This is a genomic window from Nitrogeniibacter mangrovi (assembly GCF_010983895.1).
Lineage (GTDB): Bacteria > Pseudomonadota > Gammaproteobacteria > Burkholderiales > Rhodocyclaceae > Nitrogeniibacter > Nitrogeniibacter mangrovi.
This window is the reverse complement of the sequence record NZ_CP048836.1, coordinates 2,608,432-2,624,258: the sequence shown is the minus strand read 5'-3', so window position 1 is coordinate 2,624,258 and position 15,827 is coordinate 2,608,432. Positions and strand designations below refer to the sequence as shown.

At 68.5% G+C, this 15,827-nt stretch carries 13 protein-coding genes; 5 read left to right on the top strand and 8 right to left on the bottom strand.

Annotated features, from left to right (window positions below; genetic code table 11):
- Positions 1-131: 131 nt before the first annotated feature.
- From G3580_RS20070 to G3580_RS12085, 4 genes are all read left to right on the top strand, one after another.
- Positions 132-761, top strand: coding sequence for a PEP-CTERM sorting domain-containing protein (locus G3580_RS20070; RefSeq protein WP_228720651.1), 630 nt, complete (start codon positions 132-134; stop codon positions 759-761).
- 138 nt (positions 762-899) lie between these two features.
- Positions 900-1,829, top strand: coding sequence for an ABC transporter ATP-binding protein (locus tag G3580_RS12095; protein ID WP_173765849.1), 930 nt, complete (start codon positions 900-902; stop codon positions 1,827-1,829).
- Positions 1,826-2,587: an ABC transporter permease gene (locus tag G3580_RS12090; RefSeq protein ID WP_173765847.1), complete on the top strand. Its 762-nt coding sequence runs from the start codon at positions 1,826-1,828 to the stop codon at positions 2,585-2,587. Before G3580_RS12095 ends, G3580_RS12090 begins: the two co-directional genes overlap by 4 nt.
- A complete protein-coding gene (locus G3580_RS12085) occupies positions 2,584-3,207 on the top strand; it encodes a glutathione S-transferase (RefSeq protein WP_173765845.1) in 624 nt (207 codons plus the stop codon). The genes G3580_RS12090 and G3580_RS12085 overlap by 4 nt, the downstream gene beginning before the upstream one ends.
- Before the next feature lie 22 nt (positions 3,208-3,229).
- Here the strand turns inward: G3580_RS12085 and G3580_RS12080 are convergent, their stop codons facing one another.
- The 8 genes from G3580_RS12080 to G3580_RS12045 form a co-directional block, all read right to left on the bottom strand.
- Complete coding sequence (locus tag G3580_RS12080) at positions 3,230-4,963, bottom strand: asparagine synthetase B family protein (protein WP_173765843.1); 1,734 nt, start codon at positions 4,961-4,963, stop codon at positions 3,230-3,232.
- A 69-nt stretch (positions 4,964-5,032) separates the two neighbouring features.
- Positions 5,033-6,331 carry a sensor histidine kinase gene (locus tag G3580_RS12075; protein WP_173765841.1) on the bottom strand — a complete coding sequence of 433 codons (1,299 nt, stop codon included), beginning with the start codon at positions 6,329-6,331 and terminating at the stop codon, positions 5,033-5,035.
- 47 nt (positions 6,332-6,378) lie between these two features.
- The gene (locus G3580_RS12070) at positions 6,379-7,041 is read right to left on the bottom strand and encodes a response regulator (RefSeq protein WP_173765839.1); all 663 of its coding nucleotides are present in this window, start codon (positions 7,039-7,041) and stop codon (positions 6,379-6,381) included.
- Between the two features lie 54 nt (positions 7,042-7,095).
- The gene (locus G3580_RS12065) at positions 7,096-7,854 is read right to left on the bottom strand and encodes a COG4705 family protein (protein WP_173765837.1); all 759 of its coding nucleotides are present in this window, start codon (positions 7,852-7,854) and stop codon (positions 7,096-7,098) included.
- A 23-nt stretch (positions 7,855-7,877) separates the two neighbouring features.
- The gene (locus tag G3580_RS12060; RefSeq protein ID WP_173765835.1) at positions 7,878-8,654 is read right to left on the bottom strand and encodes a COG4705 family protein; all 777 of its coding nucleotides are present in this window, start codon (positions 8,652-8,654) and stop codon (positions 7,878-7,880) included.
- 100 nt (positions 8,655-8,754) lie between these two features.
- Positions 8,755-9,084, bottom strand: coding sequence for a PepSY domain-containing protein (locus tag G3580_RS12055; protein WP_173765833.1), 330 nt, complete (start codon positions 9,082-9,084; stop codon positions 8,755-8,757).
- A gap of 121 nt (positions 9,085-9,205) precedes the next feature.
- Positions 9,206-10,327, bottom strand: coding sequence for a glycosyltransferase (locus G3580_RS12050; RefSeq protein ID WP_173765831.1), 1,122 nt, complete (start codon positions 10,325-10,327; stop codon positions 9,206-9,208).
- A gap of 3 nt (positions 10,328-10,330) precedes the next feature.
- A complete protein-coding gene (locus G3580_RS12045) occupies positions 10,331-11,779 on the bottom strand; it encodes a glycosyltransferase family 39 protein (protein WP_173765829.1) in 1,449 nt (482 codons plus the stop codon).
- Positions 11,780-12,029: 250 nt separating this feature from the next.
- On the opposite strand from G3580_RS12045, the gene G3580_RS12040 reads away from it, so the two are divergent.
- Positions 12,030-15,827, top strand: a complete 3,798-nt coding sequence (locus tag G3580_RS12040) for a PAS domain S-box protein (protein WP_173765827.1) — start codon at positions 12,030-12,032, stop codon at positions 15,825-15,827.

Below are 15,827 nucleotides of genomic sequence, written 5' to 3'. Positions count from 1 at the left end.
CATGGTGCGGGCCGCGCGCCGTGGCGTAGTTCCTGCGCCGCCGGTGCCGTGGCCACTATCGTTGCGGCACGTTGCCCCGGCAGAGGGCGACAGACGACACCCATCGAACATCGCCCCGCTCAAGGAATCCCATGCGCAAGTTTCTCGCTCCCCTCGCCCTGTTGCTCGCCTCCGGTGCCGCCCAGGCCTCGCTCGTCTCGATCGACTGGCACAGCACCGGCGACGGTCTGCTCACCCGCGACACCGCGAGCGGCCTGGAATGGCTGGATCTGACCCAGACCTACAACCAGAGCGTGGCCGCGGTGCAGACCCAGCTGGGCGGCGGCGGCCTGTTCGACGGCTTCCGGCTCGGTCTGGCGGCGGAAGTGCACGGGCTCATGAGCGCGGCCGGCCTGCCGGTGAGCACCAGTACCGGGGTGGTGAGCACTGCGGCCGCCGATCTGAACGCGGCCAACCTGCTGACGGCGCTGCTCGGCGAGACCGTGGGGGCCAACTACGGCAGCACCTACTACGGGGCGCGCGGGCACCTGACCGACAACGGCAGCGATCGTGTGGTGGGCTACTACACCATCAGCGGCAGCCAGCTGTTCAACGACTACGTCAGCGGTGCGCCGATCTGGCCGGGTGCGGGCGTGTGGCTGGTGCGCGATTCGGCCGACGCGCTGCCCGAGGGGATCAACGACGTGCCGGAGCCGGCGTCGCTGGCGCTGCTCGGGCTGGGGCTGGCGGGTCTGATGGCGAGCCGTCGGCGCGTGTGCTGAGCGCTGCGCTCGAACGCTGACGAACGCGGGGCCCGGTGCCCCGCGTTCGCTTTTCCGGACGGGGCGCCCTTGGCCGCGGCGCCCGATGCGCGTGCGCCGCGTGCACACGGTTCATCGGGCTCTGGTAAATTCGTCCGGATGACCGACATCATCTCCATTTGCGGCCTCTCCAAGACCTACGAGGGCGGCTTCCAGGCGCTCAAGACGGTGGACCTGTCCATCCGGCGGGGCGAGATCTTCGCGCTGCTCGGGCCCAACGGTGCCGGCAAGACCACGCTCATCAGCATCGTCTGTGGCCTGGTCAACGGCTCCACCGGCAGCGTGACCGTCGATGGCCACGACATCGTGCGCGACTACCGCGCCGCGCGTGCGCTCATCGGCCTGGTGCCGCAGGAACTGACCACCGACGCCTTCGAAACCGTGTTCAACGCGGTGAGCTTCAGCCGCGGCCTGTTCGGCAAACCGGCCAATCCGGCCTACATCGAGCAGGTGCTCAAGTCCCTGTCGCTGTGGGACAAGCGCAACAACCGCATCATGACGCTGTCCGGCGGCATGAAGCGGCGTCTGCTCATCGCCAAGGCGCTGAGCCACGAGCCGCGGGTGCTGTTCCTCGACGAACCCACGGCGGGCGTGGACGTGGAGCTGCGCCGCGACATGTGGAACCTGGTGCGCAGCCTGCAGCAGGACGGGGTCACGGTGATCCTCACCACCCATTACATCGAGGAGGCCGAGGAGATGGCCGACCGCATCGGGGTCATCAACCGGGGCGAGATCATCCTCGTCGAGGACAAGGCCACGCTCATGCGCAAGCTGGGGCGCAAGCAGCTCACCGTGCATCTGCAGGAGGCGCTCGAGTGCGTGCCGCCGGCCCTGGCGCGCTGGGAGCTGGAACTGGCCGACGCCGGCCATGCGCTCATCTACACCTATGACACCGAGGGCGACTCGCCGGGCATCGCCACCTTGCTGGCGGCGCTGGCCGAGGCGGGCGTGGCCTTCAAGGACGTGCACACCGAACAAAGCTCGCTCGAGGACATCTTCGTCAGCCTGCTCCAGGAGGCGCACGCATGAACCTGCTCGCCATCCGCGCCATCTACCTGTTCGAAATGCACCGGGCCTGGCGCACGCTCACCCAGAGCATCATCTCGCCGGTGATCTCCACCTCGCTGTACTTCGTCGTCTTCGGCGCCGCCATCGGCTCGCGCATCACCCAGGTGGAGGGCATCGACTACGGCAGCTTCATCGTGCCCGGGCTGGTCATGCTCTCGCTGCTCACCCAGAGCCTGTCGAACGCCTCCTTCGGCATCTACTTCCCGCGCTTCACCGGCACCATCTACGAGGTGCTCTCGGCGCCGGTCTCCTACCTGGAGATCGTCATCGCCTACGTGGGGGCGGCGGCCACCAAGTCGATCATCCTCGGCACCATCATCCTGGTGACCGCGACCGCCTTCGTGGACTTCCACATCGACCACCCGCTGTGGATGGTCACCTTCCTGGTGCTCACCGCCGTCACCTTCAGCCTGCTGGGTTTCATCATCGGCATCTGGGCCGACGGCTTCGAGAAGCTGCAGCTGGTGCCGCTGCTCATCATCACCCCGCTCACCTTTCTCGGCGGCACCTTCTACAGCATCAACATGCTGCCTCCGTTCTGGCAGAAGGTGACCCTGCTCAACCCGGTGGTGTACCTGGTCAGCGGCTTCCGCTGGAGCTTCTACGGCATCTCCGACGTGAGCCCGGCGATCAGCGTGGCCATGACCCTGGTGTTCCTGCTGGTGTGTGTCGCCGTGGTGGCCTGGATCTTCCGTACGGGGTACCGGCTCAAGCCGTGAGCCGGCCGGCCCTGTATTCCTTCCGGCGCTGTCCCTACGCCATCCGGGCGCGCCTTGCGATCCGGCAGGCGGGCATCGAGGTCGAGCTGCGGGAAATCCTCCTGCGCGACAAGCCCGCCGAGATGCTCGCCATCTCGCCCAAGGGCACGGTGCCGGTGCTGCAGCTGGCCGACGGCACCGTCATCGACGAGAGCCTGGACATCATGCGCTGGGCCCTCGGGCAGAACGATCCGGAAGGCTGGTTGCATGCCGCGGGTGCCGACGCACAGGCCGTGCTCGTACGCCGCAACGACGTCGAGTTCAAGCCGCTGCTGGATCGCTACAAATACGTCGAGCGGTTTCCGGAGCGCTCGCAGGAGGCCTGGCGCGATGCGGCGGTGGACCTGCACCTGGCGCCGCTGGATCGTCAGTTGGCGGGCCGGCGGTTCCTTTTCGGCCCCTCTCCTGCCCTGGCGGATGCGGCCCTGTTCCCCTTCGTGCGCCAGTTCGCGGGCGTGGACCCGGCCTGGTTCGAGGCGGCGCCGCTGCCCCACGTGCGCGACTGGCTGGGGCGCTGGCTGAGCTCGCCGCTGTTCGCGGCGGTGATGGTCCGGCAGCCGGTGTGGCGGGCGCCCCGGTAGGGCGCACGGGTCGATCGACGGCTCAGAGAATCCAGTCCAGCGGATCTTCGCTCGGCGTGGGGCAGGCGCCCGGGCTCACCACGAAGAGGCTGAACCAGATGGCCGCCTGCAGGAGACGCCACAAGGTCTTGGCATGATTGCCGGTCGCCCGGTGGGCGCTGAACAGGTCGGCGACGCCGGCCGGATTGAGCCATTGTGCAACGAAGGTGCTCGCGCACAGCACCGGTTCGAGCCGGTCCAGGCGTTCGCCCTGCAGCAGCTGGCTGACCGGCATGAAGAAGCCGCGCTTGCGCTTGAAGACGTGATCCCTGGGCAGCCGGGCGCAGGCCCATTCACGCAGGAACACCTTGCCCGTTCGGGCGCGCACCTTGAGACGATCATCGAGGGCGAGGCCGAAGCGCACCACGCGCGGATCGAGAAAGGGCATGTGCACGCTGTGTGCCGCGCCGTCGAAACTGCGCCCCACCTTGAGCGCCAGGGTATTCGGGAAGATGCTTTCCAGTTCGCTGGCCTGGGCCCTTTGCAGCCAGCTGGCGCGGCACGACGCGCTGGCCCAGGCGCCGTTCAGATCGTCCCGTCGGGCGCGATCGGCAGCGCGCAAGGCGGCGCCGAACAGGCGCTGCCGCTGGCGTCGGTCCAGCAGGCCTCTGGTGTGCCAGCCGCCCGAGCGGGGGGTGAGGAGACCGGCGAACCAGCGCTGCATGGCGTGGCGGCGATATTGCCCGTCGCCAGCGAACACGTCGTCGGCGCCCTCGCCGGTGAAGACCGCGGTGTCGGACGGCAGTTGTCGTGCGGCCAGGGAAGTGGCCAGCGCCGCATGGTCGTCCATCAGCTCGTCGGTGCGCCAGACGGTCCATGGGAGGTGGCGCCACAACGCGTTCTGGCTCAGGCGCAGCTCCGTGTGCGTGGTGCCGCACAGGGTCGCAATCCGGCGTGCGTCGGCAAGCTCTTCGCGTTTCTGGGTGAAATCGTAGGCAACCGCGTAGGTGTGCACGGGGGCCCGTGCGGTGCGGGTCAGGGAGGTGCAGATCAAGGCGGAATCCAGCCCGCCGGAGAGCAGCAGGCTGCACGGCTGGTCCGGATCGCGGTGCGCGGCGACGGCCGCATCGAACAGGGGGCCGAACTGAGCGGCCGCGTCCGCGAAGCTGCCGTCGAAGCGCGTCGTGGGGGACAGCGTGGCGGCCGGCTGACGGGTCAGCTGGAGGCGTTTGTCGATGTGAATGATCTCTCCGGGGGCGACCCGGCGGACGCCGGCCAGCGGCGTGCGGCAGCCCGCGCTGAAGCCATGGTCGAGATACATGGCGAGGACGTCGGCATCGAGCTCGGTATCGCCCTGCTGCAGCGCCGCGAGCGCGCCCAGTTCGGTGGCGAACGCGATGCGATCGGCGCGTACCGACAGATAGAGCGGCATGATGCCGGCCCGGTCGCGACCGAGCACGAGGGCGCCGCTGAGCGCATCGTGCACCACGAAGGCACCACCGCGGCCACCGTCGGCGAGCGTCAGGGTCGCCGGCGCTTCGGTACCGTCGGCCACCTGCCGCGCGGTGCTCAGCGCCGCGCCGTGTCGGTGGGCCCCGGTCACAATCACGGTGCGTTCGCGGGACGCGGCGCTCAGTGCGACCGCGCCACCGCCGTGCCACAGATTCAGGCTCGGGGTGTTTGCCCCCGGGCGGATGACGCCGGCAAAACCGCGACAGTGCTGGCGAGCCAGTCCGAACACGCCATCGTCGCACGCAAACCCCGGAAATCGGTCCATTGCGGTTCCTCGTGAAATCGCACGGGCTGTGCGACGAGGACAGGCTATGGCGCCCGGATTAGGCGAAGCTTAGGCGGTCGATGCGGGGGATGCGCCGGGGGGCGGAACAGGAGTCCGGAAATGCACGTCGACTCGCAGGCCGTGTTCCCGCTCCGGATCGGCGTAGCTCAGATGGATCGTGCCCTGGTGACGATCGACGACCGATTTGACGATGGACAGCCCCAGACCCGAGCCGTCGACCTTGCTGCCGAGCAGGCGGTGGAAGGGCTCGAAGACCTTCTCGCGATCCTCGGGGGGGATGCCCGGGCCGCTGTCCTTGACGGTCAGCGTCAGCAGGCTCGCGTCCGTGTGGGCGGCGATATCGACGTTGCCGCCGGCCGGGGTGTAGCGGATCGCGTTCTCGAGCAGGTTCTTCACCAGGGTCGAGAAATCGAACGGCGCAATCGGGACCTGGGCCTCGCAGACCGTGCCGGCTCCCAGGTCGATCTGCTTGGCGTCGGCTTGGGGGAGCAGGTCCTCGATCGCCCGCGTCACCGCAGCGCGGACACTGACCGATTCGGTGGTTCGCGCATCCGAGTCCTGGACGCGCGCAAAGGTCAGCATCTGCTCGAGCAGGGCGCGGGAGCGGCCGATGCCGCTGCGCAGCGTCTCCAGGCGTTCCTTGGCCTCGTCCGACATGCGCGCCTGCGCCAGGCGCTCGGCCTGCAGGGACAGGGCGGTGAGGGGGGAGCGCAGTTCATGCGCCGCATCGGCCACGAAGCGCTTCTGCGCGCCCACGAAACCTCCGACCCGCGCCAGCAGTCGATTGATGGCGACCACGAAGGGGCGGACCTCTTCGAACATGCCATCGGTACCGACGGGGGTCAGATCCTGCTCATGCCGGGCCTCGACCGCCTTCGCCAGATCTTCGAGCGGTGTGAAGCTCTTGCGGATCAGGTCCTGGATCACCAGCAGCAGGATCGGTGTGAGCAGCACCAGGGCAAGCACGATGCGCAGGGCGGCGTCCGAGGCCTGCTCGTCGCGCACCGCGGTGCGCTGCCCGACGGCGATCAGGTCGCCTTCTTCCGACGTGGTGACGTAGACACGCCAATTTTCGCCGTCGCCGGGCAGCGTCTGGATGCCGTCCATCTGCGCGCCGGCGAGCTTGAACGGAACGTGGTGCGAGGGGGCCGAGTCCTGCGCCGAGACGATCACCAGCTGCGACTCCGGGTCTTCGCTGAACGCGGGCAGATGCGCGGCGGTGGCGATCGCCACCGGCGTGATCGACAGCAGCGAGCCGATCTGGATCAGGGTGTGATCCTGCAGTTCCTGCGCTTCCTTGTAGGCCTCGAGGAAGGAGTACAGGCCAGCGCCCACGCCGACGGTCACGATCAGGATCGCAATGCGGACGGACAGTCGCCGCCGCAGCGACGGAATTACTTCGTTCGCCCCACGCACCAACCCACGCCCCTCACGTTACGGATCACCTCGCGCCCGAGTTTACGCCTCAGCGCGTGAATGATGAATTCCACTGCGTTGCTCTCCACCTCGTTGCCCCAGCCGTAGATCCGATCCTCGATTTCGGCGCGCGACAGGAGGGCGCCGGGGCGCACCAGCAGCGCATGCAGGAGGGCGAACTCCCGCGCCGACAGCTGAACGTCTCCCGCTTCGGTGGTCGCGGTCTTGGTGGCGACATCCAGCGAGACGACCCCGTTGCTCAGGGCCGGCCCGGCGCTGCCGGCCTGGCGCCGGGAATTGGCGCGGATGCGGGCGAGCAGTTCCGACATGTCGAAGGGCTTGACGATGTAATCGTCGGCGCCGCCATCGAGGCCCGCGATGCGATCCTCGATGGCGTCCCGCGCGGTGATGATGAGCACCGGGACGGTGTTGCCGCTCGCGCGCAGGCGGGCGAGCACGCTCAGGCCGTCCTTGCGCGGCAGGCCCAGGTCCAGCAGCACCATGTCGTAGGTGGTGGTGGCCAGGGCCTCGATGGCCAGATGGCCGTCGGTGATCCAGTCGATGCCATAGGCCGCATCGGTCAGCGCGGCCTTCATGGCTTCGCCGATCATCAGGTCGTCTTCCGCCAGCAATATGCGCATGCAGGGGGTTCCGTGTGTCGTGCCCCGGGTGCTCCGGGCCAATAGTCTAGCGCGTCAGTGTCCGGTTCTGGCCGCGCGCTGCGGAAAGACCAGGATCAGCATCACGATCGTGCCGATCAGGGCGGCCGAGGCCGAATACCGGCTCAGATCGAGGCCACCCTGGCTGAGCGGCTTGTCGAGGAAGTCGCCCACCACGGCACCGAGCGGTCGGGTCAGGATGAAGGCGCTCCAGAACAGCGCCGTGCGTGACACGCGGGTGGTCCGGTAGGCGACCACCAGAGCCGCCAGCAGAAGCGAGAAGATCAGGGCGCCGCCGGTGTAGCCGAGCCCGGCCGTGTCCGCGGTCCAGTCCCCCAGCGCCGTGCCCAGCGTCTGCGAGAACATGATGGTGGCCCAGTAGAACATCTCCGCCTTCGGCGAGGCGATGCTGCGCACGGCGACGGTGCCCAGGGTGGCACGCCACAGCAGCAGCGACGCGGCCAGCAGCGCGAGCAACAGGAGGGAACCGCCGGCGTAGCCGATGCCCAGCGAGCGATCGGCGAAATCCGCCAGCGTCGTGCCCACGGTGGTGGTGGCGATGATCGTCGTCCAGTACAGCGCCGGGTGGAATCCCCGGGCCCGGATCTGCGCCATCACCGCGATCACGAACACCGCCGCGAAGATGGCGGTGCCGGCCAGATAGCCCAGCTGCATGGACATGGACACGGCGTCGCCCGCGGTCTCGCCGAGGGTGGTCGCGCCGATCTTGATGAGCCAGAACACCAGCGTCACCTCCGGCACCTTGGTGAGGGCCTGCCTTGTCGTCGAATGCATCGTCATCCTCCTGGTGGCGCCGTTCAGGCGAGTTGTCGCGGACGCGGTTGGCTCAGGGTCAGCCAGAGCACCAGGCCGACGATGGTGGCCAGGAACAGGGCGCTCGTGCCCACCGTGCCCAGCCCCAGGCCGCCCTGGCCGGTCGGTTGCGACAACAGGTCGCCGCAGGAGGCGCCGAACGGCCGGGTCAGCACGTAGGCCATCCAGAAGGCGAGGATACCGTTGAGCCGGAACCGGTAGAAGGCCACCGTGATGGCCAGGATCAGGGCGCCGAACGTGGCGGCCGAGATGCCGTAGCCGAGGTCGAGGCCTTCGGCGAGCAGGTCGCCCGCCGCGGTGCCCAGGGCAAAGGTGAACAGAATGGCCGCCCAGTAGAACAGTTCCCGGCGCCGGGTGAAGATGGTGTGGATCGACAAGGTGCGCTCGCTCGCGTACCAGAGGGCGAACGAGCCTGCCAGCGCGATGGTGAACGCCACCGTGGTGGCTTCGAGCGACACCCCCAGGGTGTCCACCAGATTGTCGGTGACCAGGGTGCCGAAGATGCTCACCAGCACCACGGTGATCCAGTACCGCCAGGGCACGTACTGCCGCGCCCGCAGTTGCGCGCCCAGCGCGGCGAGCAGCAGTACGCCCATGACCCATGAGGTGCCGGTCAGCCCCAGATGCAGGTCGACGCTCAGGAAGTCGGCCGCGGTCTCGCCCACGGTGGTGGCCATGACCTTGATCAGCCAGAAGAAGATGGTCACTTCCGGCACCTTGTTCAGCAGGGTTCGCTTGAGATCGGGGGAATGGGTGTGCATGAGACCTCCGCACGGGTGGTGGTTACGACGAGGACGATGTTCGGCCACGCGACTTAGGGCAGGCATAGCCCCGTCGCAGGGGCGGGCCTGCGTGAGGCGATCAGTCGACGTCGTCGTCGGCGTCGTCGCAGTCGGCCGTGTCCCTGGTCGACCGGACAACGGCGCCGGTGTGCGGATCGACCGCCACGTCGTACACCGTGTCGCCCTTGGCGATTTCGACATCGTAGGCCCAGCCCCGGGCGGTCTTTTCATATTGGGCGTTGCGGGCGGTGCCACCGAGGTGGGCTTCGGCGGCGGCGATGGCCTGGGTGATGGACACCGACGGCGCGGGGCCGGTCAGGGCATCGTTGCGGAATTCGCTGGCGGCGTGGGCCGTGACGGCGCCGCAGGCCAGGGTGGCGATCGACAGGCAGGTAATCAGGGGCTTCATGGAGGTTCTCCTCGGTGCTCTCGTCAATGCGCAAGGATTTTGCGTATCGACGATCCTGCGCCAGTCACCTTAGCGGCGACTGAGGCGCGCGAGCATGGGGGGCCGTCGAAGACCCCGCGCGTCACTCGGTGCGCGCTTCAGCGAAGGTCCACGCGCTGTTGAGGCGGAAGTTCAGCCACCAGGCCGGCACGATGCCCGAGAGTTGCCACCACTGGGGGGCCAGATGGCGGAAGGTCTTGCTCATCAGGACGAAGACCAGGGTGCTCAGGCCCAGCGACAGCAGCGATACCAGGTTGAAACGCATGCCCCGGTCGCGCAGGCGCCCGGCCGGGCGGCGCGCCTCGAAGGTCCACACATTGTGGGCCAGGAAGTTGGTGATGATGGCCGTCTCCACGGCAGCGGCGGAGGCCAGCCAGGCCTGCCAGCCGAGGGCGAGCAAGGCGCTGAAGGTGCCCAGGTTGACGGCGACGCCGCTGGCGCCGACCAGGGCGAAGCGGATGAATTCGCGGGAATCGGCCAGGCGCAGGGCGAACGCGTGGCGAATGAACTCGGTGATGTCGGCGAGGCGCAGTTTCGACAGGCCGTGGGCGCGCTCGACAAAGGTCACGGGGACTTCGGCCACCCGCGCCCCGGCGCGCAGCGCCGCATGCAGGAGGCTGATCTGGAACACATAGCCCTTTGCCCCCAGGCGGTCGACGCCGATCCGGCGCAACAGCGAGCTGCGGATGGCGCGAAAGCCCGCGGTGCAGTCGCGCACACCGCCCAGGCCGGCCACGCGTCGGGCCACGAGGTTGCCGCCCCAGGAGTTCGCTCGACGCAGCCAGCCCCATTGGGGCGGAAGGCGTCCCCCGGGCACATAGCGGCTGCCGATGACGAAATCGGCGCCCCTGTCCAGGGCATCGAGCAGGCGGGGCAGATCCTCCGGGCGATGGGAGAAGTCGGCGTCCATCTCGAACACCACATCCGCCGCGAGGGCCTCCATCGCATGGGTCATGCCGCGCACATAGGCGGCCCCGAGGCCGGCCTTGTCCCCCTCGATCAGGTGCACGTTCGCATACCGCCGGGCGGCCGCCCGCACCCAGGCGGCGGTGCCGTCGGGCGATCGGTCGTCGACCACGAGAATGGACGGGTTGAGAGCCGGTCGGGCGGCCCTCATCGAGTCGAACTGGAGCTGGATGGCGTCGATGAGTGCGGTGATGTTTTCCGCCTCGTTGTAGGTGGGGACGATGACCACGAGGTCCATGCGCTAGGCTCCGCAGCGATAGAAGTAGAAGGTTTTGGGCAGGTAGCCGGGCGCCGAGACCGAGAACGCCCGCAGCAGATGCGCCGTGCCGCACTGGCGCGCCAGGGCGCCGTCGTCGGGGCGGCGGGCGAGGTAGAGCCCCTGGCGCGGCGCGGGGTCGCGATCGCGCAGGTCGTACTGGCTGAAGCGGCTGGGCACCGGGATGCGCACGTGCGGATGGCCCGGCGCGTAGAAGGCGAGCAGCGAGGCGGTGGTGTAGTGATCGGCCAGCAGCGGCTCGCCCGGGCGTCGCAACGGCAGCAGGGCGGCGATGGCCTGGCGTTCGCCGAACAGACGGTTGTGGATGTTCAGGCGCGCGGGCAGGCCCAGCGCCACCGGAAACTTGAGCGCGGCGGACGCGGCCAGCGCCATCACGCCGCTGGCGGCCAGCCAGCGCCAGCGCCGGCCTTCCATGATGTATCCCGCCGCCAGCACGGTGGCCGACGGGAACACCACGGCCGCCCAGTTCAGCTCCATCTTGGTGAACAGCCCCTTCCAGACGAACACCGACAGGGGCAGCAGCGTGCACAGCGCGAGCAGGGTGCGACGCGGCTCACGCCAGGTGGCCGGTGCCCCACAGGCCGCGGCGGCCAGGAGGAACAGGGGGGGCGAGAAGATGGCCGACAGACCCGCGAGGAAGCCGGCCCACTGGCCCAGGTCGACCGTCGCCGCCTGCCCGGTGCCGTGCCGATACTGGAACGCGAAGCTGATCCAGTCGTGGCGGGCGTTCCACCACAGCACGGGGGCGAACAGCAGCACGGCGGTGGCGGCCGCCACCCAGACCCGGGGGCGCCGCAGCCAGCCGGGGCGGCGCAAGGCGACGAACACCAGCAGGGCGCCGCCGAGCAGCACGGCGGTGTATTTGGACAGCAGGGCCAGACCGAGCGCCACGCCGGTGAGGACGAACCAGCGCCAGGCGCCGGTGCCGACGGCGCGTTGCGCGGCGAGCAGCGCCAGGGTCCAGAACATGAGCAGGGGGGCGTCCGGCGTCGCGATCAGCGCATTGAGCTGGGTCGCCGGTATCAGCACGTAGAGCGCCAGGGTCAGGGCGGCGGTGCGCGGCCCGTACACGTCGCGTGCGAGGGCATGCAGACACCAGCCACCGACCGCTGCGCACACGGCCGGCACCCCCCGCACCGCCAGCTCCCCATCGCCGAACAGGCTCGCGAGCCGCAGCAGCACGGCGATCATCGGCGGGTGGTCGAAGTACCCGGCGGCGAGCTGCCGGGACCAGGTCCAGTAGTAGGCCTCGTCGCCGAACAGGGGAAGGTGGGCGCCGTAGCCCAGTTGCAGCAAGGCGAGGACGGCGAGCACCAGCGCGGCGACCCCGGGGCGGCCGAGCGCGTCGAGGACGGCGGGCGTGATCGCGCGGGTGCGGAGGGCGTTGGCCGGCAGGAGCAACAGGGACTTCATGGATCATCGTTCAGTCGCGGGACCGGCGCAGTCTGCGGCGCCACACTTAGGACTTGCTTAGGTGCCGGCGCCGGGACGAGACCACGGATTCATGAAATGCGCGACTTTTGCGCTCGCTCATGCCGGGGGCGTGTGACTTTGATCAATGCGCTTTTCTTTTGGGTTCGCGACCATGTCGACGTCCCCTGCCCGAAATCGTTGGGAGCTCATGTTGCGCGTCGCGTCGGTGTTTCACCCTCGATCGTGGCCGTTGCGAATCCGGATCACGGTGCTCGCCCTGGTCATGACCAGTGCGGGTGTCTGGGTGTTCGCCTCCTACGCGCTGACGAAACTGCAGAGCGCGCTTGAACGCGAAGGGCTGGCTCAGCTCCTCATCCAGGCGCGGCATCTCGCCGCGGACCGGGACTATCGTCTCAAGGACTATCTGCTCCGGCTCCAGAGCACCGCCGGCATCCTGGACCACCGCCGCCTCGACGATCCGGCCTATCTGCAAGGTTTCCTGGCCGGGCGCTATCGCTTCCAGCAGCAGTTCGCGCCCGGTGGTTTCCTCCTGATCGGCACGGACGGACGGGCCATCGCGGATTACCCGGTATTGCCCGGGCGGCGGGGCAGCGACTACGGCGACCGGGCCTATTTCCGGCAAGCGCTGCAAACCCGCCAGCCCGTCGTCGACGAGCCGCTGATGGCGCGCAAGCTGCAGCACCCGGTGGTGGTGCTCAGCGTGCCGGTCGTCGATGCCCAGGGCGAAGTCCTGGCCGTCCTGGCGGCCAGTCTCGACCTGACCGAGCAGTCGTTCCTCGGGGCGGAAATGGACGCGGCCGAGCTGGGGCACATGGAGCGCTACCTGGTGTCCCTGAGCAGCAACACCATCGTCACCAGCACCGACCGGGCGCGCGTGATGCTGCCCATGCCGCCGCCGGGGCAGAGCCCGATCGGCGACCTGCTGCGGCGGGGCTTCGAGGGCGCGACGATCAGCCAGACCTCGAGCGGCGTCGAAAAAGCCTTCGGGGTCGCGCGCATGCACACGATGAACTGGGTCTTCCTCCAGGCCCTGCCGACCACCGTCCTCTTCAAGCCCGCCTACGAGCTGCGCAACACGCTCCTGGCCGGTGCGATCCTGGTCACGGTCATGACCCTGGTGGGCGTGATACTGGTGCTGCGCCGGGCGATCGATCCGCTCGAGAAAACCACCCGGCAACTGGACGCGATGTCGGCCGGAACGACGCCTTTGCAGGCGCTGCCGGTGGAAGGTGATCCGGAGGTGCGATCACTGCAGACCAGCTTCAACCGGCTTGTCCGGAATCTCGACCGGCAGCAGGGCGAATTGCGCCAGAGCGAGGCGAATCTGCGCGAGGCGCAACGGCTGGCGAGACTCGGGCACTGGCAGTGGGATCTGCGCTCCGGCTTCCACCGCTGGTCCGAGGAGATCTATCGCCTGTACGGCCTCGATCCGGCCTTGCCGCCCGCCGCGTATCCCGAGGTGAAGCAGCTGTTCACGCCGGAGAGCTGGGCGAATCTGTCCGCCGCGATCGACGCCTGCATGAAGGACGGTACGCCCTATCAATGCGATGCCGAGGTGGTGCGTGCGGATGGCGCCCGTCTGTGGGTGACGGCGCGCGGCGTCGGGGTGCGGGGTGGCGACGGGCGCGTGGTGCAGATGCACGGCACCGTGCAGGACATCACCGAGCGCAAGCGCGCCGAGGAACGCATCCGGGCGCTGTCCCTGGCCATCGAGCAGAGTCCCGAGAGCATCCTGATCACGGATCTCGACGGATGCATCGAATACGTCAATGAGGCCTTCATCCTCAACACCGGATACGCGCGCGAGGAGGTCATCGGCAGAACCCCGAGCCTGCTCCAGTCCGGCGTGACCCCGCGGAGCACCTACGAGCGCCTGTGGGCGACGCTTGCCGATGGGCGCTCATGGCAGGGCGAGCTGTTCAACCGGCGCAAGGACGGCACGGAATACGTCGACTGGGCGAACATCACGCCGCTGCGGCAGGCGGACGGGACAATCAGCCATTACGTGGCGGTGCAGGAAGACATCACCGAGCGGAAGCGGCAGATGGAAGAACTGGACCGATATCGCAATCAGCTGGAGGAGATGGTCGCGGCGCGCACGGAGGAAGTCGTGCACGCGAAAAACGCCGCCGAGAGCGCCAACATCACGCTGCGACTGATCCTGAGCAACGCGCCGATGGCGGTGCGCATCGCTCGCGTCGCTGACGATCGGGTCGTGTTCATGAACAAGGCGTACGGCGAGCTGGTGCGGCGCAGCGAATCCGAGGCGATGGCCATGGATACGCGCGGCTATTACGTCGATCCGCAGGTGCGCGACGAGATCGACCGCCGGGTCGGGCAGGGCGAGGTCGTCCTGAACCGGCTCGTCGAGCTGCGTGTGCCCGATCGGCCCGATGTCGCGCACGTGTGGGTCCTGGGCTCGTACGTGGGTATCGACTACGAAGGCGAACAGGCGGTGCTGGCATGGCTGTTCGACGTGACCGAGCTGCAGTTGTCGCGCGCGCGGGCGGAAGCCGCCAACCTGGCGAAAAGCGCCTTCCTCGCGACCATGTCGCACGAAATCCGCACCCCGATGAACGGTGTGCTGGGCATGGCCGGCCTGTTGCAGCGCACCGACCTGGACGCGAAGCAGCGCCGCTTCGTGGGCCATATCGAGGCCTCGGGCCAGCACCTGCTGGCGATCATCAACGACATTCTCGACTTCTCCAAGATCGAGGCCGGCAAGGTCCAGCTCGTCGAAGAGGATTTCCGCCTGGCCGACCTTGGCCAGGAGGCGTGGGCGATCATCGGCGACCGGGCCAGCGCCAAAGGTCTGGAACAGGGCTCGGACGGTTGCGATCGCGATGTGATGCTTCGCGGCGACAAGGTCCGACTGCTGCAGGCCCTCGTCAATTTCCTGGGCAATGCGGTCAAGTTCACCGACAACGGGCGCGTCACCCTCGGTTGCCGCGTGGTCGAGGAAACCGAGCAGGACTGCCTGATGCGCTTCGAGGTCAGCGACACCGGCATCGGCATGACCGACGAGCAGCAGGCCCGGGTCTTCGACGCCTTCGAGCAGGCCGACAGCAGCGCCAGCCGCAAGTACCAGGGCACGGGCCTCGGGCTGGCCATCACCAAGCGCATCGCCCAGATGATGGGTGGCGATGTCGGCGTGACCAGCCGTGTCGGCCACGGCAGCCGCTTCTGGCTCACCTGCCGGCTGGGCAAGGTCGGTGCCCCGGTTCGCGCCCCATCCGGTGTCGACATGGAGGCCGCCGACGCCATCCTGTCCGCGGACTACCACGGCCGGCGCATTCTGGTGGTCGAGGACGATCCGACCAACCTGTGGGTGATCCAGCATCTGCTGGAGGAGGTCGGCCTGGCTGTCGAGACCGCGGCCGATGGCCGGCAGGCGCTCGAGCGGGTGGAGCAGGCGGCATACGACCTGGTGTTCATGGACGTCCAGATGCCGGAAATGGACGGTCTGGCCGCGACCCAGGCCATCCGTGCGCTGCCGGGCAGGGAACGGCTGCCCATCATCGCCATCACGGCGAACGCCTTCGACGACGACCGTGAGCAGTGCTTCGCCGCAGGCATGGACGATTTCATCGCCAAGCCCTTCGCGCCGGAGACGGTGTTCGAAAAGGTGCTCGCTTGGCTTCGCCATGCGCACCGATCCTTGCCCCACGAGACCCGATGGGAGGGGGCGGGCCTCGTGGTGACCTACCACGGCACCGTGCACGAGCGTGACCTGGCGGCGCTCATCACCCGCTTCCAGGCGGATCCGCGTTACACCGAGGTCCGGTACATCCTGCACGACTTCAGCGATGCCGAGCGCGTGATCTACACCGACGCGGGCGTCGAGGAGATTGCCGGCCGCGACGCGGCGGCCGCCCTCGGCAAGCGGGCCCACAAGGTGGCGCTCGTGCCGGACCGGGAGGATGTGCGTCGCCTGGTGGCAACCTATCTGGCGGTCGGGCTTCAATCCGCCGAGCGCGTGCGCGTGTTTCCGGATGTGGACGCCGCCCGGCGCTGGGTCGAGTCCTAG